The following is an 18,493-nucleotide window of genomic DNA, read 5'->3' as shown; positions in this document are numbered from 1 at the left end:
CTTGCTTCACGGGGCGGAACGAGTTTGGCTGTGTAGGAACTCCAAAGGTCGGGCCGCCCCGTTTTTATGCCTCAAATTTTAGTAGGGTAGAGTAGTTTATCACCAATCCTGCTTACCGAAACTTTCATCGTCAGCATATAAGACCCGGTGTGCGAGGCTACCTTCACGAAGGCAAGAGAATTGGCGTTTGCGAGGTAGTAGAGGTGCTTGGGCTTCGCGGCAATTCGTAAGAATGCTTCTTCAAGGCAAAGGCGCCCGCCCGATGGGCGCGGGCGGCAGCGGGCGGCGCAGCGAGTCGCGCCGGAAGATGGAGAGCGCCTTGATGCCCCCGCCCGGCCGGTAGGCCAGCACCTCGGGCCCCAGGCTGTCGGCGTAGGGCTGCGGGTGCCAGCGGTAGGCGGTGAGGTAGTAGCGGGCCGCCGGGCTATCGATGAGCCGGATGCGTTTTTGCTGCGCGGGGCTCAGCGCAAATAAGTTGACGTAAATTATAGCGGGCTGCGGCCCTGTCACGGTGATGATCGGGCTGGGGTCGTGGCGCAGCAGCCACTCCAGGCCGTAGCGGTAGCTGGGGCCCCAGTAGTCGCGCTCGAACAAGCGCTCGGCCGTGGCGTTGGGCAGGCAGCTGAAGTAGGTTTGCTGGTTGGGGTAAGCCCGAACGATGAACCACAGCGTGCGGCCCCCGTCGAGCGCCACGAGCCCCAGCGCCAGCCCCACCAGCCCGCGCCGCCACCGGCCGGGGCCCCGCAAAACGGGCCCCCAGCGGTGGGCCAGCGCCTGCACGCCCCGCACCGCCAGCAGCAGCAGCGCCGGGTAGATAAAGTACAGGTGCCGCCACCCATCGAACACCACCGAACGGAGCCCGATAACGGCCACCAGCGGGGCCAGTAGCCACAGCAGAAACAAGCAATCGAGCTGCGTGGCCCAGCCCCCGCTTTTTTGGTTCTGCCACAGCTGGCGCACCGCCACGCCCGCGCCTACCAGGGCGGCCAGCACGTAGGGCACCGGGGTCGTGACGACGATCCAGACGGGCAAGTAGTGCCAGGGCAAGGCCGGAGCCGGCAGCAGCCGGCCCCAGTACAGGGTTGTGCCGGGCCAGGGCACGTGGCTCATCACGAGCAGGGCGTAGCGAAAATTGGCCAGGGGGCTTTCCCACAGGTAGGGCCAGCATAGCACGGTAGCGCCCACCGTGGCGCCCGCGTACAGCCCCGCTACGCCCAGCCGCCGCCGGCGTGCCGGGCCCGGGCCGGCGCGCCAAGCCTGCCAGCCCAACCAGCCGAGGGCGAACGCGGGCAGGATTATGCCCGGCATCCGCACCCCGATGGCCAGCCCCGTGGCACCGGCGGCCAGCAGGGCCCGGCCGGCCGCCGGCCGCCGCGCTAGCCAGGCCAGCGCCAGCATGGCCACCGTGAACAGGGCCATAAAGCCGACGTCTTTGCCGTTGTAAAACGCTTCGGCCGCAAAGCGGGGCGACAGCACCAGCAGGGCCGCGCCCAGCAAGGCCAGGCGCCGGCTGCCGAAGCGCAGCCGCCCCAGGCCGTACAAGGCCGCCACGCCCGCCGCAAACACCAAAAAAACAAAGCCGTGCCGCACCGCATAGTAGCCGCGCGGCTGCTGCGGATACAGCAGCCGGCCCAGCACGGCCGCGGGCGTTTCCACCACCGGGCCGTGGATGATGCCGCTCGTGGGCAGCCAAAGAACGCGCGGGTCGGTGGGCAACCGCGACTGCCAGCGGGCCGGAACCAAGCGCCTGGCCACGTAATTCGCCGTAACGTTTCCGAGGTTATGATCGGTAAATTCGTCCCAGGAAATGCCGTAGCCCCGGTACAGGACGGCCCCCAACAGCAGCAGCACCCCAAGCAATGCACGAGGCACCCAACGGTGCCAGGCGGGGCGGGCGGCCTTACTGGCCCGAACAACTCCAGTAATAGAATCAGCCATTGGCCCGCAAGGTAAAGTTTATCGGGCCGGGTCCCCGGTTCGGTTCGCCATGCGTGCCCCCTCCAGGCTTCGGACCGGCTCGTCTACGACGGTCACGATGCAAGCATTGCAAAGTCGCGCGCTATCTACTTTTTAGATGGATTGAGCGCGCTGCCGGCGCCGGTGCCGGCTTGGCAAAATTCTAAAGCACCAGCCCCGGCTTGCGCTTCGCCCTACTATCCGTAATTTTGAACTTGCTGCTGCCGCATTTTCCGCAGCCGCCATGCCCCGATGACCGCAGAGAACCACGACGAGAAAGCCCCCGCCACCCCCCTGCACCCGCAGCCCAAGCGCAAGCTGGGCGGCCTCGGCCGGGGCCTCAACGCCCTGATTGAGGGCAGCTACGAGAAAAAAGGCGACCGGGAGCGCATCGTGGTGCCCCACCCGGCCAACTCGGTGGGCCTGATTTCGGTGGACCAGATCGAGGCCAACCCCTACCAGCCCCGTACCCACTTCGACCAGGAAGCCCTGGCCGAACTCGCCGACAGCATCAAAATCCAGGGCATCATCCAGCCCGTGACGGTGCGCCAGCTGGGGCCCAGCGCCTACCAGCTCATCAGCGGCGAGCGGCGCTTGCAGGCCTCCAAGCTGGCCGGCCTCGACGCCATTCCGGCCTACATCCGCAAGGCCGACGACCAGCAGATGCTGGAAATGGCCCTGATTGAGAACATCCAGCGCGAAAACCTCAACGCCATCGAAATCGCCCTCAGCTACCAGCGCCTGCTCAGCGAGTGCCAGCTGCGCCAGGAAGAACTGGGCGAGCGGGTGGGCAAAAACCGCTCGACCGTCACCAACTACCTGCGCCTGCTGAAGCTGCCGCCCGACATCCAGGTGGGCCTGCGCGACGCCGACATCAGCATGGGCCACGCCCGGGCCCTCATCGGCATCGAAGACGCCAAGCAGCAGGTGGCCCTCTACCGCCGCATCGTGGCCGAAGAGCTGTCGGTGCGCCGCGTGGAGGAGCTGGTGCGCAACGGCTTCGGCCGGCTGCCCGCCGACGGCCCCGGCCCGGTCAGCGCCCCGCGCCCCGCCGATTCGGTGGTGCCCGTGGCCGAAATTCGCCGCACCGAGCGCACCCTCACCGACCGCTTCGGGTCGCGGGTGCAGGTGCGGCCGGGCCCCAAAGGCAACGGCGAAATCAAAATTGCCTTTGATTCGGTGGAGGACATGCAACGGATTCTGCACATTCTGCACCCCGCTTAGTGAAATTTCCTTTCACGCTTTCACGGATGGTCTGCTGGTTATGAACAAGCCTTTGCTACGGCTCGCCGCCTTGCTGCTGTTGGTGCTGGGGGCCCTGCTGGGCCCCCGGGCCGCCCGGGCCCAAGTGTACGACCCGGCCAACCCCAACGCCAACAACCCCGCCGTTCCCAAGACCATTCGCCCCGACACGGCCCGCGTGCGCAAAACCACGCTGGCCGACAAGCGAAAAAAGCACGCCGAAGACTCGGTGCGCCGCACCGAAATGCTGTTCGGCTTCCGCGTGACGCGGCCGGCCAAGGCCGGCTACTTGGCCCTGGTGCCCGGCCTGGGCCAGGTATACAACCGCAAATGGTGGAAGCTGCCCATCGTGTACGGCGGCATTGGGACGGTGGCGTACATCTTGAGCTACGAGCAGCGGGCCCTCAACGAATACACCAACGCCTCCAACTTAATCTCAACCGACCCTACGGTTGCGGCGATGCCGCTGCCTAATGCCAACCTGCCCGGCGACCGGGTGAGCAAGGAGCGCACCGTGGCGGGCATCCAAAACGGCATCATTTTCTACCGCCATTATCGCGACGGCTTCATCCTTTACACCGCGCTGGCCTACGGCGTTACCATTATCGACGCCATCGTGGACGCGCACCTGTACTCGTTCGACGTGAGCGACGATTTAAGCTTCCGCTGGCAGCCGACGCTGTTGCCCGTACCCGGCCCGGTGGGGGGGCTGGCCCTCGCGCCCGGCGTGGCGGTGGGCCTGCACTTCAAGTAATTTCTCCCGCATGAACATTCTCCTCATCGGCTACGGCAAGATGGGCCACACGCTGGAGGCCCTGGCCACCGCCCGCGGCCACCGCATCGCCGGCATCGTGGACCCGGGCCAAGCCGAGGGCCCGGCCATCGCCGACTTCACGCCCGCCACCGCCGACGTGGCCATCGAGTTCACCCGGCCCGACGCGGCCTTCGCCAACGTGGCGGCCTGCCTGCGCCAGGGCATTCCGGTGGTCTGCGGCTCCACGGGCTGGCTGGGCCAGTGGGACGAGGCCGTGGCCCTGACCAACGAGCTGAAGGGCAGCTTGTTCTACGCTTCCAACTACAGCGTGGGCGTGAACCTGTTCTTCCATTTCAACGAGTACATCGCCGCCAAAATGCACCAGTTCGGGGGCTACGACGTGGCGGTGCGCGAAATTCACCACCTCCAAAAGCTCGACCAGCCCAGCGGCACCGCCGTCACGGCCGCCGAGGGCATCCTGGCCCACTTCCCGGCCAAAACCAGCTGGCGCAACGCCCCCGCCCAGGGGCCCCGGGAACTGGCCGTGCTCAGCGAGCGGACGGCCGACGTGGTGGGCACGCACGTGGTAACTTATACTTCCGAAGTCGACACGCTGGAGCTGAAGCACGAAGCGCACTCGCGGGCCGGCTTTGCCCAGGGGGCCCTGCTGGCCGCCGAGTGGCTGCCGGGCCGGGCGGGCGTGTTCGGCATGAAGGAATTGCTGGGCTTGTAGGGCCTTCCGCACGAAAGCATTTCCGGCATCGTTAGCTTGCGCCGGCTTTCCAATCAGTCGTTTTTCCAACCCGCCCCAAGCGCCGGCCGCGGCCGGCGTCCTTGTCTATGCCCCTCTTCAAAATCAAGCGCTACAGCGCCGACGCGCCGCCCCAGAAGCCCAAGAGCAAAACCCGCGAGTGGACCGATTCGCTGCTGTTTGCCATCGTGGCAGCCACCCTCATCCGCTGGGCCACCTTCGAGGCCTACACCATCCCCACGCCCAGCATGGAGCACTCGCTGCTGGTGGGCGACTACCTGTTCGTGAGCAAGCTGCACTACGGCACCATCACGCCGCAAACGCCGCTGCAAATTCCGCTCACGCACCAGACGGACCCGATTTTCCACCTCAAAAGCTACTCCGACCTGATTCAGCTGCCCACGTTCCGCTTCCCGGGCTTCAGCAGCATCCAGCGCAACGACGTGGTGGTGTTCCACGTGCCGTTTGAGCTGGAATACCCCGCCGACCTGCGCACCAACTACATCAAGCGCTGCGTGGCCATTGCCGGCGACAAGCTCGAAATCAAGGACCACCAGGTGTACATCAACGGCCAGCCGGCCGTGAACCCGCCCGGCTTGCAGAGCAAGTACTTTCTGCGCATTCCCGAGGCCAACGACGAAGTGGTGGCCGCCTTCCGCGCCCAGGGCGTGGTGGACTACCAAAACCTGGCCACCGGCGACCCCACCCTGCGCGACGTGCCCGGCTACGGCACGGGCTACGAGGTGGACTGCACGCCCGCCGTGGCAGAATACTTTAAAAAGCAGCCCTACGTGAAGGAGGTCGTCGCCGAAACCATCCCGGCCGGCCAGCCCGAAACCAACCAGGCGGTGTTCCCCGACAACCCCGACTACCCCACCACGCTCAACTTCCCCGGGGCCCCCGGCCTGCACCACTGGAACAAGGACAACTACGGGCCCATCTCGCTGCCAAAAAAAGGCGAAACCGTGGAGCTGACCGCCGACAATGTGCCGCTGTACTACAAGATTATCCTGCGCTACGAGCACAACACGGGCATCACGATGCAGGGCGGCGTGATTCTGCAAAACGGCAAGCCGTTGAAGACTTACACGTTCAAGCAGAACTACTACTTCATGATGGGCGACAACCGCCACGACTCGCTCGACTCGCGCTTCTGGGGCTTCGTGCCCGAAGACCACGTGGTGGGCAAGGCCGTGCTCATCTGGCTCTCCATCGACCCCTACGCCGACTTTTTCCACAAAGTCCGCTGGAGCCGCCTGTTCCACACCATTAATTAGGCGGGTTTTTTTTAGGCAAAAAAGGCCGTCATGCTGAGCGCAGCCGAAGCACCTCTCCCGCACACTAAATCAGTTGATTAGTAAGTGGGAGAGATGCTTCGACAAGCTCAGCATGACGGCCTTTTTTGCCCAGATTGAGCCACCTACCACTCAATGGGCTCCAAGCCCTGGCTTTCGAGCCAGGCGTTGGTTTTGCTGAACGGCTTACTGCCGAAAAACCCTTTGTCGGCCGCGTAGGGCGACGGGTGCACCGATTTCAAAACCAGGTGCTTGCGGGCATCAATCAATTCCGCTTTTTTGCCCGCGTAGGCCCCCCAGAGGATGAACACCACGTGCGGCCGGCCTTCCGATACCTTGCGGATAACGGCGTCGGTGAAGTCTTCCCAGCCCTTTTTCTGGTGCGAGCCCGGCTCGCCGGCCCGCACCGTGAGGGTGGCGTTGAGCAGCAGCACGCCCTGTTGGGCCCAGCGGTCAAGGTTGCCGTTGGGGGCGGGCGCGGCGGCGGGCAGGTCGCTTTGCAGCTCTTTGAAGATGTTGTGCAGCGAAGGCGGCGTGCGCTGCCCCTCGGCCACCGAGAACGACAGGCCGTGGGCCTGCCCCCGGCCGTGGTACGGGTCCTGGCCCAGGATGACGACCTTTACCGCCTCGAACGGGCAGGCCTCGAAGGCATGGAAAATTTGCGGGCCGGCCGGATAAACGGTGGCGGTGGCGTACTCGCCCTTCACAAACGCAATGAGGTGCTGGAAATACGGTTTGGCAAACTCATCGGCCAGCACCGGCTGCCAGCTCGCGGCTATTTTTACCATCGATTTTGGGGGGAATTGGCGAAATTTTGGGGAGAATTAGCGAAATCTTTCCGACCTTGGAAAGCTTGTTGGCGTAAAACCAATCGGCGCGGGCCGCTGTTGGATTTTTTAGCTTTATTGACCGATTCTTTTATGCCTACTACCACTACGCAGGGCGTTACCGTTTCGGTTACGACCAACTACCTGCCCGATTATTCGAGTCCGACGCAGGAGCACTTCGTGTTCGCTTACAAAATCACGATTCGCAACAACAGCGAGCTGACCGTGAAGCTATTGCGGCGGCACTGGCACATCCACGACGCCAACAGCCCCGTGCGCGAAGTGGAGGGCGAAGGCGTGGTGGGCCGCCAGCCCGTGCTCGAGCCCGGCCAGTCGCACCACTACATGAGTGGCTGTAACCTGAAATCGGGCGTGGGCAAGATGTGCGGTACTTACCTGATGGAGCGCGTGGCCAACGGCCAGGAATTCACCGTCGAAATCCCGGAATTCACCCTGATGGTGCCCTTCCGCCTGAATTAATTTTTGGTTGTCAGTTGCTCGTTGTCAGTTGTTAGCTTTTCACTAAAGCCCTGGCTAACAACTGACAACGAGCAACTGACAGCTACTTGTTTCAACTTCTTGCTTACCTGCGCTTCCGGCTGCACGCCGGCAACGCCCACGGCCTGCACTCGCCGTTCGTGTACGACCTTTACACCACGGTCATCTGCCACGACGGGGAATTTGCGGCCTTCGCGCCCATCGAGGCGCAGCGGCGGGCCCTGTTAAAAAGTACGGCCCGCTTGAGCGTCACGGACCTGGGGGCCGGCTCGCACACCGGCGCGGGGCGGGTGCGCCGCGTGTCCGCCATTGCCCGCACCGCCGCCAAGCCGCCGCGCCTGGCGCAGCTGCTGTTCCGGCTCGTGAACCGCTTCCGGCCGGTCACCGTGCTGGAGCTGGGCACCTCGCTGGGCCTCACCACCGCCTACCTGGCCGCGGCCGACTCGCGCCGCCGCGTCATCACGTTCGAGGGCTGCCCCAACGTGGCCGCCGCCGCCCGCGCCACCTTCGCCGCGCTACGGCTGCCGAACGTGGAAGTGGTGGAAGGCAACCTCGACGCCACCCTGGGGCCCGCCCTGGCCGTGCTGGGGGCCCCGGCCGACTTCGTGTTCTTCGACGGAAACCACCGCCGCGAACCCACGCTGCGCTACTTCGCGCAGTGCCTGGCCCACCGCACCGACGAATCGGTGTTCGTGTTCGACGACATCCACTGGTCGGCCGAGATGGAGGAAGCGTGGGCCGCCATCCAGGCCCACCCCAAGGTAACGGTAACCGTGGACTTGTTCTACGTTGGGCTGGTATTTTTTCGGCGCGGGCAGCCCCGGCAGCACTTCGCGTTGCGCCTGGATGGCCCGCACGACGGCTGGATTTGAGCCGCGGCCGGGGCGCTAAGGCAGCCGATTGGTTTCGATTTCGCCCGTCGGCCGCACGGCGTCGCGCACCCGCGTGAGGCGCTGCAACAGGCCTTCCAGCTGGTCCAGGGGCAGCATATTGGCCCCGTCGGACAGGGCGGTTTCGGGCGTGGGGTGGGTTTCGATGAACAAACCGTCGGCCCCCACGGCGATGGCGGCCTTGGCAATGGTTTCGATGAGGGCCGGCTGGCCGCCGGTGACGCCGCTGTGCTGGTTGGGCTTTTGCAGCGAATGGGTCACGTCCATCACCACCGGCACGCCGAAACGCTGCATGGCCGGCAGGTTGCGGTAGTCCACCACCAGCTCGGAGTAGCCGAACGAGTTGCCCCGCTCGGTAAGGATGACGTGCGGGTTGCCCGACTCGCGCACCTTATCGACGGCAAATTTCATGGCCTCGCCGCTCAGGAACTGGCCTTTTTTGATGTTGACGACTTTGCCGGTGTTCGCCGCCGCGATGAGCAGGTCGGTCTGCCGGCACAAGAAGGCCGGGATTTGCAGCACGTCGACGTACTCCGCCGCCAGGGCCGCCTCGGCCGATTCGTGGATGTCGGTGACGGTGGGCACGCCGATTTCGCGCCCCACTTTTTGCAGGATGCGCAGGGCCTTTTCGTCGCCGATGCCGGTGAACGAGTCAAGCCGCGAGCGGTTGGCCTTGCGGTACGAGCCCTTGAAGATGTAGGGAATCTGGAGCTTGTCGGTAATATGCTTGATGCGCTCGGCGATGCGCAGGGCCATGTCTTCGCCTTCGATGACGCAGGGCCCCGCCATTAGAAAAAATTGGCCCGACTGGGTGTGGCGGAAATGCGGAAGGGCGTTGGCGAGGGCGTTAATCATGCGATAATCAGTTCTTTTTGAGGCAGATGAATAGCTCCTTGCCCTGCCGGGGCCGGAGCGAGTTGGTGGCCGGGGCAAAATGCTGAAACGTGAAGTACGGCGCGAAGTACGCCCGGTATTCGGCGGCGGTGCCGCCGAAGGGCGGCTCGGTGGCCCCGGCAAAGGCGGTGTCGAAGAGCAGGCCCGCGAGGGTGCCGCCGGGGCGCAGCAGGCGGGCGCACTGCCGGGCGTAGGCGGGCCGCTGGGCGGGGGCCAGGGCGCAGAAGAAGGTTTGCTCCACAATTAAATCGTAGGGCGGGTCGTTGGAGAGCCCAAAGAAATCGGCCGGCAGCAGGTGCGCGGCCGGAAAATCGGGCACCCGCGCGGCCAGGGCCCCCAGGGCCTCGGGCGCAAAGTCGGCCACGAACACCTGCCGGAAGCCGGCCCGGTGCAGGTACTCGGCCTCGTACCCGCGACCCACCCCGGGGATGAGGATGCGCGGCTGCGCGGCCGGCCCGAGCTGGTCGAAGTAGGCCCGCAGCGGGGGCGTGGGGGCCCCGGCGTCCCAGCCGTCGCGGCCGGTGGCGTAGCGCTGCCGCCAGTAGGCGGCGTCCAGGGCAGAGGAAACCGTTTTCACCCGACAAAAGTATACAGCCCGGACGGTCCGGTTTTGGCAAACGCCGCCAGCCGCTACATTTACGCCGCCCGCCTGCGCGGGCGGTTCGCATTTCGCCCACCTTTTTTTCGCTTAACCCCACCCTGTATGAATCCCAACAACCCCACCGAACCCCGCAAAAACAACAGCCGCGTTTACCTCTGGGTAGCCCTCGTGCTTGTGCTGCTGGGCATCAACGGCGTGCTGCTGTACCTGCGCAGCCAGGAGCAGGACAAGAACGAGCAGCTAACGACCGACGTGCAGGCCAAGGATACCAAGCTGCAAGAGCAAATCAAAGAGTACGAGACCATCAAGGCCGATTTTGAGCGCCAGAGCCAGGAGCTGCAGAAGCTGGGCCAGAGCAACGATTCGCTGCAATCGCGCATTGCCAGCGTCAACGCCGACCTGCTCCGGCTGCGCTCGTTTAAGGCTGGCAGCTTCTCGCTGGCCATGCAGAAGCAGTATAAGACGCGGGCCACGAACTTGGAAGGCCAGCTGAAAAAGCGCGACGAGGAAATTGCCCAGCTCAAGAAAGACAACGAGACGCTTTACACCGAAACCACGACGCTAAAGGAGCGGCAAAACAAGCTGACCGACACCATCAGCACCATTTCAAAGACCAATCAGGACCTGTCCGCCAAGGTGACGGTGGCCTCACGCCTCCAGGCCGACAACATCAAGGTGGCCATCATCACCAAGAAAAACAAAGAGAAGGACGACGACAAAGAGGAGTTCAAGGCCAAGCGCGTGGAAAAAGTGAAGGTGACCTTTAAGCTGGCCCGCAACGATGTGTCGCCCAAAGACGCCAAGTCCATCTTCATGCGCATCCTGGAGCCCGACGGCGCGGCCCTCTACAACCTGAGCACGGGCGGCGGCACCTTCACCGTCGATGGCCAGGAATCGTTCTACACCCAGAAGCAAGACGTGGTGTACGACAACAGCCACCAGGCCGTAGAATTCACCTACGCCAAAGGCGCGGAGTACAAGAAGGGCATCCACACGGTGGAGCTGTACGAAGGCGGGGCCCTGATGGGCAAGACCACGTTTACCCTCAAGTAGGACCGCGGATTAAGTGGATTTAACGGATAAGAACGGATTGTAATTGCCCCTTATTTGTCAACAGAAAAGGCCACTCGACGAGTGGCCTTTTCTGTTGGCTTTTCGAATTTAATACCGCTTGATTGGGGGGCCGTCGGCCACCTACCGGTTACACAAAGGCCATTACAATCCGTTCTTATCCGTTAAATCTGCTTAATCTGCGGTTCAGACAGTCTTCTCATAAGCGTCCAGCTTGGCGATGGTGGCCGTGATATTCTCGGTGAACATCGTCACGACGGAGCCTTCCGGCGCGTTGGCCAGCGCGTAGTCGATGGCCTCCAGCTCGTTTTCGATGTAGGTGATGGGCAGGTCGGGCTTGTCGAGGCGCAGGCCCCGGGTCATGATTTCGCGTAGAAACTCGGCCGACTTGCCGCGCAGGTCGCTGTCCTGGCGCAAAATTACCTCGTCGAAAATGCGGCCCGCGATGCGCGCAAAGCCCAGCGTGTCCTCGTCGCGGCGGTCGCCGAGGCCCGACACCACGCCGATTTTACGGGTGGCCGTGGTGGCGTCCATGAATTCGGCAAATTTGGTGATGCCGGCCGTGTTGTGGGCATAGTCGACGATGGCCTCAAACTTGGGGAATTTGTAGACGTTCATCCGCCCCGGCGTCTTAGCGGCCGACGGCACGAAGGTGCGCAGCGCCGTCTTGATGGTGTCCTGGCTGAAGCCGGCCAAGTGGGCAGCCAGCGCCGCCGCCAGGCTGTTCTCGATGTTGAAGCCCGCCCGGCCCCCAAACGTCACCGGAAACTCGGCGGCCCGGTCGATGCGCAGCTTGTAGCTGTTGCGGTAAATGGTGACGTAGCCTTCCTCGTACACCGCGGCCACGCCGCCGGCCTCCACGTGCTCGCGGATGCGCGGGTTGTGCTCGTTCATGCTGAACAGGGCCACCTGGCACTCCAAGGTACGGGCCATGCCGTACACTAGGTCGTCGTCGGCGTTGAGCACGGCCCAGCCGTTTTTGCGCACCGTGCGGGGCACCACACCCTTCACGGCCGCCATTTCCTCCACCGTGTAGATGTCGCGCAGGCCCAGGTGGTCGGCGGCCACGTTCGTCACCACGGCAATGTCGCAGGTGTGGAAGCCCAGGCCCGAGCGCAGCATGCCGCCGCGGGCCGTTTCGAGCACCGCGTAGTTCACGGTCGGGTCGCGCAGCACAAACTCGGCGCTTTGGGCCCCCGTGCAGTCGCCCTTTTGCAGCTGCACCCCCTGGATGTAAATGCCGTCGGTGGTCGTGAAGCCCACTTTGTAGCCGATGCTGGCCACCAAGTGCGCAATGAGGCGCGTGGTGGTGGTCTTGCCGTTGGTGCCCGCAATGGCGATGATGGGAATGCGGGCCGTGCTGCCGGGCGGAAACAGCATGTCGACCACGGGGGCCGCTACGTTGCGCGGCAAGCCCTCGGTGGGGTCGATGTGCATGCGGAAGCCCGGGGCGGCGTTCACCTCGATTACGGCCCCGCGGCTCTCGTTGAGCGGCACGGCAATGTCGTTGGCCATCAAGTCGATGCCGCAGATGTCGAGCCCGACGATGCCCGCTACACGCTCGGCCAGCAGCAGGTTGTAGGGGTGAATCTGGTCCGTCACATCGGAGGCCGTGCCGCCGGTGCTGATGTTGGCCGTGCTCTTCAGGAACTGCACCTCGCCGGCGGGCAGCACCGTGTCCAGGGCCCTCCCCTGCTTGGCCAGCAGGGCCAGCGTGTGGGCATCGGCCTTGATGCTGGTGAGGGTTTTCTCGTGGCCCACGCCGCGGCGCGGGTCCTCGTTCACCTTGTCGATTAGCTGCTGGATGGTGCTGGTGCCGTCGCCCTTCACGGCGGCCGGGGTGCGCTTGGCGGCGGCAATAAGCCGGCCGTTTACCACCAGCAGCCGGAAATCGAAGCCTTCAATAAATTGTTCCACAATCACGGCCCGCGAGTACGCCTGCGCGGCCTTGAGGCCCTCGGCGGCGTCCTCCCAGTTCATGATGCGGATGGTGGCGCCCTTGCCGTGGTTGCCGTCGAGCGGCTTGGTCACAATGGGGAAGCCCAGCTCCTCAATGGCATCGCGCAGCCCGTTTTCCGAGTACACCGTGGTGCCGCGCGGCACGGGCACGCCCGAGTCTTCGAGCATGGCCTTGGTGCGGTTCTTATTGCCCGCTACCTCCACCCCGGCGTGCGAGGTAAGGCTGGTAGTAGTGGCCCAGATGCGGCGCTGGTTCACGCCGTAGCCGAGCTGGATAATGGACGTGTTCTTGAGCTGGATGTAGGGAATGTTGCGCGAAGCCGCCTCGGCCACGATGCTGTAGGTGCTGGGCCCGAAAAATTCTTCCTCCCGAATTTCGTGCAGCTCGGCGATGATGGACTTCAAATCCACTGCCTCGCCGCGGCACAGGGCCCCCACCACGGCCACGGCGGCTTCGGCGGCGGCGCGGCCGGCGCGCTCCTCCTGGTAAGCAAACACCACGTACTCCACGCCGTCTTCGCGGGCCGGGTACGACTTGCCCCAGAACACGGGCATGGCCGCCAGGCGCTGCAGCTCCAGCGCCACGTGCTGGATGACGTGGCCCAGGGGCTCGCCGTCGTGCAACCGCTCCAGCGTCAGGGGCGGGTGCTTGTTGGTGTGGCGGCTGCCGGCCCCGCTCACGCCCGGGGGCTGGTGGGCCAGGCCGATGCCAGGCAGCAGGGCCACCAGCCGCTCGGGCAGGCCGGCCACCGCGCTCGACCATTGGCCGGCAAATTCCTTCACATCGACTTTGGCCACGATGAGCTTATAATGCTTCACCGACCAGTAGCTAGGGCCGCGCATGGTGCGCAGGTCAACAATTTTCATATCCGCGAGGTGGGTTAACGGCGTTTTCCGGGAAGTGGGCTATTAAACACAAGCCCAGCCACGAAATGTAGGCACAACACCGCCTAAAATCATATCACGGGCCTCAACGGGCACGAAAAAGCCCCACCGGCCGTGGGGCCAGCGGGGCTTTTCTGCTTGGTAAAGAAGAGGTGACGGGCGGATTCGAACCGCCGTAGGAGGTTTTGCAGACCTCTACCTAGCCGCTCGGTCACGTCACCAGAGGGCCTTTCGGGAGCGCAAAGGTACGCAGCCCGCCCGGCCCCGGCAACGAAACCCCGCAAAAAAAGCCCCGGCGCACGCGCCGGGGCTTTTTCTAGCCGTTATTCCATAGGCTATTCGCCCTGAATTTCAGCGTTGTCGGGCGCGTCGCCGGCCAGGGGGGTTTTGGCCGCCACCTGGTCTTTCAGTTTCTGCTCGCCGGCCTTGCGCTCGGCACCGGCCATCTGGTCGCGCAGGGCGCTCAGGGCGTCGAGGTCGCCGAGGGTCGACTTGTCGTCGGCCGGCTTCTTCAGGTCGCTCATCTTGCCTTCGCCCTGGGGCTCGCCCTTGGCGTTGGTGCCAGGCTTTTTCTTGAACTTGGCGTTGCGGCTGTCGTCCTCGGCGGCCGCGGCCTGGTTGTACACGGCGGTGTGCGAGAGCACGATGCGGCGGTCGTCCTTCGAGAACTCGGTCACGCGGAAGTCCAGGGCTTCGCCGTTTTCGGCGTTGCCACCGTCTTCCTTCACCAGGCCTTTCGGGTAAGCAAAGCCTTCGATGCCGTAGGGCAACTCCAACACGGCACCCCGCTCTGACTTCTCGGTGATGGTGGCGCGGTGCACCGAGCCGGGGGTGAACACCGTCTGGAACGTATCCCAGGGGTTTTCCTCCAGCTGCTTGTGGCCCAGGGCCAGGCGACGGGCGCCCAGGTCCAGCTCCAACACCACCACGTCGAGGCGGTCGCCCACCTTCACGAACTCCGAAGGGTGCTTGATTTTCTTGGTCCACGACAGGTCCGACACGTGCACGAGGCCGTCCACGCCTTCCTCCAGCTCCACGAAGAGGCCGAAGTTGGTGAGGTTACGCACCAGGCCGTTGTGCTTGGTACCGACGGCGTACTTGCCACCGAAATCGCCGCGGGTCCACGGGTCTTCGGTCAATTGCTTGATGCCGAGGCTCATCTTGCGGTCTTCGCGGTCGAGCGTCAGAATCTGCGCTTCCACCACGTCGCCCTGCTTGATGAAGTCCTGCGGGTTACGCAGGTGCTGGCTCCAGCTCATTTCCGACACGTGGATGAGGCCTTCCACGCCGGGCACCACTTCCATGAACGCGCCGTAATCGGCCACGTTCACGATGCGGCCCTTCACTTTCGAGCCGGGCTGCAGGTCGGCCGGCAGCGAATCCCACGGGTGGGGCGTCAGCTGCTTCAGGCCCAACGAAATGCGCTTCTTGGCTTCGTCGAAGTCCAACACCACGATGTTCAGCTTCTGGTCCAGCTGCAACACTTCGCTCGGGTGGGCGATGCGGCCCCACGAGATGTCGGTGATGTGCAGCAGGCCATCGACGCCGCCCAGGTCGATGAACACGCCGAAGTTGGTCATGTTCTTGATGTTGCCTTCCAGAATCTGGCCTTTCTCCAGGTTGTTCAGGATGGCTTCGCGCTGCTTCTCGAGGTCTTTCTCGATGAGCACCTTGTGCGAGACCACCACGTTGTCGAACGCGGAGTTGATTTTCACCACCTTCACTTCCATGCGGCGGCCGACGTAGATGTCGAAGTCGCGGATGGGCTTCACGTCGATTTGCGAGCCGGGCAGGAACGCTTCTACGCCGTCGAGCTCCATGATGAGGCCGCCTTTGGTGCGGCGCTTCACCACGCCTTCGAGGATGGTGTCCAGCTCGAGGGCATCGTAGATGGCCTTCCAGGCCTGCTTGATTTTGGCTTTTTTGCGGCTCAGGATGAGCTGGCCGTTCACGTCTTCCTGGTCTTCGATGAAGACCTCCACCTCGTCGCCGATTTTCAGGTCGGGCAGGTCGCGGAATTCAGTAATCGACACGAGGCCGTCCGACTTAAAGCCGATGTTCAGAATCACGTCGCGGTCGGTAATGCCCACCACGGTGCCCTTCACTACTTCTTCTTCCTGGACGGTCGTCAGCGTGTCGCCGTACATTTTCTCCATCTCGGCGCGCTGGTCGGCCGAGTAGTTGCCGCCGAAGCCCGTGGCTCCAACGTTGTCCCAATCGAAATCGTCGATTACTTCTGCCATACTATATGGTGTGGGCCCCTGTGATACACGCACCAGCCGGGGCCCGGGCCGTTACGCGTTGTGTTTGATGCACTTGCCGTGGCAACTACTGCCAGCACGCAAGGCCCGCCACCCTGGCGGGGGCGCAAAGGTACGAAATTTCAGGTGGTTTAGAAAATGATAACACTGCCACCTCGCTCTTGCCAAAACGCTTTGCGGGTTTGGTTAAAATACTTTGCCATAATGAAATCTGCGGCTTCCAATCGGAATGCTTCGGTCTGCATTTTCGTCTCCGCATCCATTAGCACTGTAGTTTCCGCTAGCAATTTTCTAATGCTTTTTCTTGCTAGAATTGGCTCAAATGGACCTTTCATAGCCCGAATGACCTCAATACTTACCATCATAGCCTCGCCGGGTTCATCAAGCTTATCGATGAAATTCACAAAGAATTTGAGGTGCTTTGTGCAGTCATACTTTATGAGTGGCCAGAGAAAAAACGACCTGCACTTAGTATTTTCAGGGGCTTGCATTGCCCGCATCAGTGGACGGATAATTCGTTCATCCCTGACAGATTCAAATATCGTGGTGATGAACCATTTGGTTTCTTGCTGCAATACCGGTTTCAGAAGGTTAAGTAATTCAGTCGTTGCTCGGTATTTTGGTTTCAAAATGATTGCCTGTACTGCCGCGAGTTCATTGCTTAAAATTGAACCTGGCTCGGCTGCTTTTATCATCTTGCGCAGTTGTTCCCGATGGGTAAGTCGCCGTTTGCTCATTGGAAATCAGAAAAAATTTAAAGCAACGTCAAAAACTCCGCTGCCGATACCACCCGCATCGCCGGGAACCCAGCGGCGCTGAGGCCCTCAAAGTGTCGGTCGTTGCTGACGAGGTAATCGGCCTGGGCGGCCACGTAGCAGTCCACAAACTTTTCGTCGTCGGGGTCGGCGAAAGGCAAGCGCCAACTGTAGCGCACTTCGTGGCGGCTCACATTGCGCAAGTTGCGTAGCGCTTCTACTACGTTTTGCGCAACGGCTGGCCCGTTGCGTTGCGTCAATATCTCTTCGTACTCCAGCAGAATACTGGTGCTTACGGCCAGCGTTAACCGTTGCCGCAGCAGCGCATCGAAAATTGAGCGAAAGGGAGACTGGCGGCCAATGCTGACCAATAGTACGTTGGTATCCAGCACTATTCTCATGCAGCGGGACGGCCGTGGGCGGTACGCATGTGTTCACGTAGCCACTCGTGCATCGTATCAGCAGTCCACCCTTTTTCATCCCATAGGTCATCAACCAATTGCGTGGCACGCTCGGCGTAGTACAAGCCGATGAGGTTTCGGATGTCGTCGGCCTCGGCGGGAAATGGCAGGTGAACCAGTAGCGTGTTCGAATCAGTGTTTGCCGAGCCAGTTCTTTCTTGCCGCGCGGCCACGCTGGTCAGTACTAATTGCTGAATCTCGGCTTCACTCAAATCTATCGAATCGGGAAGCTGCACAGTTACATTTTTCATAAGCCCGCAGGTTGGCCGTTTATAAAGAGATTTTTACTCTCCACCACACATACATCTTATCTAAAAGTACAGCTAAAACCCTATGCCCAAGAGCTCCAAAAAATACAAGCCTTGCTGTGCCCGCAAACCGCGTGGCGCATAGGCCTCTGGGGGCCCTGATCATAAATCTTAACGCGGGCGTGATGGCCCCCGCGGCACAAACCCCGTAAGCGGAACCGTTCAATTTCCCATTCAACTTTCTCCTCTCGATGGAATTCATTAAAGCAGGCACTGACGTTACTGGCAAGCCGGTGGAACTCAATTACGTGGATTATGGCCAGGGGAACCCCGTGGTGCTGATTCATGGCTGGCCCCTCGACTTGCAGTCGTGGGAGTACCAGCTGGCCGAGCTGCCGCTGCACGGCGTGCGCGTGGTGGCCTACGACCGCCGCGGCTTCGGCAAGAGCAGCAAGCCCTGGGACGGCTACAACTACGACACGCTGGCCGACGACCTGAAAGCAGTGCTCGACCAGTTGGATTTGCAGAACGTGACGCTGGTGGGCTTCTCGATGGGCGGCGGCGAAGTGGCCCGCTACATGAGCCGCCACAACGGGGCCCGCGTGGGCAAAGTGGTGTTTGTGAGCGCCGTGACGCCCTACCTGCTGAAGACCGACGGCAACCCCGACGGTGTGGACAAGTCGGCGTTCGACGGCATGATTGAGGGCATCGGCAAGGACCGCCCGAGCTTCCTGGCCGACTTTTTGAAACCGTTTTTCGGCGTGAGCACCCTGAGCCATCCCGTGAGCCAGCCCACCCTGGACTGGAACCTGAGCATTGCCCTGCAAGGCACGGCGCGGGCCACCACCGAGTGCGTGAAGGCCTTCAGCGCCACTGACTTCCGCCAGGACCTATCCACCATCAAAGTACCCACGCTGTTCATCCACGGCGACGCGGACAAAACCGTGCCGCTGGAGAACAGCGCTGAGCGCGCCGTGAAGCTGGTGCCGGGGGCCAAGCTCCTTACCTACGGCGGCGAACCCCACGGCCTCGTTACAACCGCCCCCGACCGCTTCAATGCGGACTTGCTGGAGTTCGTCGGTGCGGCGAGCTAGCCGGTTTTCGCCCAATCATACGAAAGCCCCGGCCCGGATTAATTTCCGGCC

General features: G+C 62.8%; 17 protein-coding genes and 1 tRNA gene. 8 read left to right on the top strand and 10 right to left on the bottom strand.

Annotation, left to right across the window (positions count from 1 at the left end):
* Nucleotides 1-240 precede the first annotated feature (240 nt).
* Nucleotides 241-1,755 (bottom strand): glycosyltransferase family 39 protein, encoded by a 1,515-nt coding sequence (locus HNP98_RS09755; protein WP_217425713.1) that lies wholly within the window; start codon nt 1,753-1,755, stop codon nt 241-243.
* Nucleotides 1,756-2,208: 453 nt separating this feature from the next.
* Between HNP98_RS09755 and HNP98_RS09750 the strand changes: the two genes are divergently transcribed.
* The 4 genes from HNP98_RS09750 (at nt 2,209) to lepB (ending at nt 5,980) form a co-directional block, all read left to right on the top strand.
* Nucleotides 2,209-3,180, top strand: coding sequence for a ParB/RepB/Spo0J family partition protein (locus tag HNP98_RS09750; RefSeq protein WP_173809872.1), 972 nt, complete (start codon nt 2,209-2,211; stop codon nt 3,178-3,180).
* A 40-nt stretch (nt 3,181-3,220) separates the two neighbouring features.
* Complete coding sequence (locus HNP98_RS09745) at nt 3,221-3,952, top strand: DUF5683 domain-containing protein (RefSeq protein ID WP_173809871.1); 732 nt, start codon at nt 3,221-3,223, stop codon at nt 3,950-3,952.
* A 10-nt stretch (nt 3,953-3,962) separates the two neighbouring features.
* Complete coding sequence (gene dapB / locus HNP98_RS09740; protein WP_173809870.1) at nt 3,963-4,685, top strand: 4-hydroxy-tetrahydrodipicolinate reductase; 723 nt, start codon at nt 3,963-3,965, stop codon at nt 4,683-4,685.
* A gap of 107 nt (nt 4,686-4,792) precedes the next feature.
* Nucleotides 4,793-5,980 (top strand): signal peptidase I, encoded by a 1,188-nt coding sequence (lepB, locus tag HNP98_RS09735; RefSeq protein ID WP_173809869.1) that lies wholly within the window; start codon nt 4,793-4,795, stop codon nt 5,978-5,980.
* A 143-nt stretch (nt 5,981-6,123) separates the two neighbouring features.
* Here lepB and HNP98_RS09730 read toward each other — a convergent pair whose 3' ends face one another.
* Nucleotides 6,124-6,786, bottom strand: a complete 663-nt coding sequence (locus tag HNP98_RS09730; RefSeq protein WP_173809868.1) for a uracil-DNA glycosylase — start codon at nt 6,784-6,786, stop codon at nt 6,124-6,126.
* A 132-nt stretch (nt 6,787-6,918) separates the two neighbouring features.
* On the opposite strand from HNP98_RS09730, the gene apaG reads away from it, so the two are divergent.
* Together apaG and HNP98_RS09720 are read left to right on the top strand one after the other, a co-directional pair.
* The gene (apaG, locus tag HNP98_RS09725; protein ID WP_173809867.1) at nt 6,919-7,305 is read left to right on the top strand and encodes a Co2+/Mg2+ efflux protein ApaG; all 387 of its coding nucleotides are present in this window, start codon (nt 6,919-6,921) and stop codon (nt 7,303-7,305) included.
* 86 nt (nt 7,306-7,391) lie between these two features.
* Nucleotides 7,392-8,195 carry an O-methyltransferase gene (locus HNP98_RS09720; RefSeq protein ID WP_173809866.1) on the top strand — a complete coding sequence of 268 codons (804 nt, stop codon included), beginning with the start codon at nt 7,392-7,394 and terminating at the stop codon, nt 8,193-8,195.
* Nucleotides 8,196-8,210: 15 nt separating this feature from the next.
* Here HNP98_RS09720 and kdsA read toward each other — a convergent pair whose 3' ends face one another.
* Both kdsA and HNP98_RS09710 read right to left on the bottom strand, forming a co-directional pair.
* Complete coding sequence (kdsA, locus tag HNP98_RS09715) at nt 8,211-9,068, bottom strand: 3-deoxy-8-phosphooctulonate synthase (RefSeq protein ID WP_173809865.1); 858 nt, start codon at nt 9,066-9,068, stop codon at nt 8,211-8,213.
* Nucleotides 9,069-9,075: 7 nt separating this feature from the next.
* Nucleotides 9,076-9,684: a methyltransferase domain-containing protein gene (locus HNP98_RS09710; protein ID WP_317171083.1), complete on the bottom strand. Its 609-nt coding sequence runs from the start codon at nt 9,682-9,684 to the stop codon at nt 9,076-9,078.
* A gap of 126 nt (nt 9,685-9,810) precedes the next feature.
* On the opposite strand from HNP98_RS09710, the gene HNP98_RS09705 reads away from it, so the two are divergent.
* On the top strand, nt 9,811-10,761 hold the full coding sequence (locus tag HNP98_RS09705; RefSeq protein ID WP_173809864.1) for a hypothetical protein: 951 nt from the start codon (nt 9,811-9,813) through the stop codon (nt 10,759-10,761).
* A 204-nt stretch (nt 10,762-10,965) separates the two neighbouring features.
* Here HNP98_RS09705 and cphA read toward each other — a convergent pair whose 3' ends face one another.
* The 6 genes from cphA to HNP98_RS09675 all read right to left on the bottom strand — a co-directional run bounded on the left by cphA (nt 10,966) and on the right by HNP98_RS09675 (nt 17,351).
* The gene (gene cphA, locus HNP98_RS09700; protein ID WP_173809863.1) at nt 10,966-13,605 is read right to left on the bottom strand and encodes a cyanophycin synthetase; all 2,640 of its coding nucleotides are present in this window, start codon (nt 13,603-13,605) and stop codon (nt 10,966-10,968) included.
* Nucleotides 13,606-13,773: 168 nt separating this feature from the next.
* A tRNA-Cys gene (locus HNP98_RS09695) sits at nt 13,774-13,844 on the bottom strand.
* 114 nt (nt 13,845-13,958) lie between these two features.
* Nucleotides 13,959-15,866 (bottom strand): 30S ribosomal protein S1, encoded by a 1,908-nt coding sequence (rpsA, locus tag HNP98_RS09690; protein WP_173809862.1) that lies wholly within the window; start codon nt 15,864-15,866, stop codon nt 13,959-13,961.
* 149 nt (nt 15,867-16,015) lie between these two features.
* A complete protein-coding gene (locus HNP98_RS09685) occupies nt 16,016-16,621 on the bottom strand; it encodes a hypothetical protein (protein WP_173809861.1) in 606 nt (201 codons plus the stop codon).
* A 17-nt stretch (nt 16,622-16,638) separates the two neighbouring features.
* Nucleotides 16,639-17,040 (bottom strand): putative toxin-antitoxin system toxin component, PIN family, encoded by a 402-nt coding sequence (locus HNP98_RS09680; protein ID WP_173809860.1) that lies wholly within the window; start codon nt 17,038-17,040, stop codon nt 16,639-16,641.
* Nucleotides 17,037-17,351: a hypothetical protein gene (locus HNP98_RS09675; protein ID WP_173809859.1), complete on the bottom strand. Its 315-nt coding sequence runs from the start codon at nt 17,349-17,351 to the stop codon at nt 17,037-17,039. The genes HNP98_RS09680 and HNP98_RS09675 overlap by 4 nt, the downstream gene beginning before the upstream one ends.
* A gap of 248 nt (nt 17,352-17,599) precedes the next feature.
* Between HNP98_RS09675 and HNP98_RS09670 the strand changes: the two genes are divergently transcribed.
* Entirely contained in the window at nt 17,600-18,442 is an 843-nt protein-coding gene (locus tag HNP98_RS09670) for an alpha/beta fold hydrolase (RefSeq protein WP_173809858.1), read from the top strand.
* The last annotated feature ends 51 nt before the right edge of the window (nt 18,443-18,493 follow it).

Source organism: Hymenobacter caeli, from assembly GCF_013294115.1.
Classification (GTDB): Bacteria; Bacteroidota; Bacteroidia; order Cytophagales; family Hymenobacteraceae; genus Hymenobacter; species Hymenobacter caeli.
Note: the sequence above shows the minus strand (reverse complement) of the source record. Positions and strands in the feature narration are given on the sequence as shown.

Coding starts and splice junctions, on each gene's coding strand:
- lepB (WP_173809869.1), top strand. CDS start 4,793: ATGCCCCTCTTCAAAATCAAGCGCTACAGCGCCGACGCGCCGCCCCAG.
- HNP98_RS09750 (WP_173809872.1), top strand. CDS start 2,209: ATGACCGCAGAGAACCACGACGAGAAAGCCCCCGCCACCCCCCTGCAC.
- apaG (WP_173809867.1), top strand. CDS start 6,919: ATGCCTACTACCACTACGCAGGGCGTTACCGTTTCGGTTACGACCAAC.
- cphA (WP_173809863.1), bottom strand. CDS start 13,605: ATGAAAATTGTTGACCTGCGCACCATGCGCGGCCCTAGCTACTGGTCG.
- HNP98_RS09680 (WP_173809860.1), bottom strand. CDS start 17,040: ATGAGAATAGTGCTGGATACCAACGTACTATTGGTCAGCATTGGCCGC.
- dapB (WP_173809870.1), top strand. CDS start 3,963: ATGAACATTCTCCTCATCGGCTACGGCAAGATGGGCCACACGCTGGAG.
- HNP98_RS09705 (WP_173809864.1), top strand. CDS start 9,811: ATGAATCCCAACAACCCCACCGAACCCCGCAAAAACAACAGCCGCGTT.
- HNP98_RS09745 (WP_173809871.1), top strand. CDS start 3,221: ATGAACAAGCCTTTGCTACGGCTCGCCGCCTTGCTGCTGTTGGTGCTG.
- kdsA (WP_173809865.1), bottom strand. CDS start 9,068: ATGATTAACGCCCTCGCCAACGCCCTTCCGCATTTCCGCCACACCCAG.
- HNP98_RS09685 (WP_173809861.1), bottom strand. CDS start 16,621: ATGAGCAAACGGCGACTTACCCATCGGGAACAACTGCGCAAGATGATA.
- HNP98_RS09675 (WP_173809859.1), bottom strand. CDS start 17,351: ATGAAAAATGTAACTGTGCAGCTTCCCGATTCGATAGATTTGAGTGAA.
- HNP98_RS09670 (WP_173809858.1), top strand. CDS start 17,600: ATGGAATTCATTAAAGCAGGCACTGACGTTACTGGCAAGCCGGTGGAA.
- HNP98_RS09730 (WP_173809868.1), bottom strand. CDS start 6,786: ATGGTAAAAATAGCCGCGAGCTGGCAGCCGGTGCTGGCCGATGAGTTT.
- rpsA (WP_173809862.1), bottom strand. CDS start 15,866: ATGGCAGAAGTAATCGACGATTTCGATTGGGACAACGTTGGAGCCACG.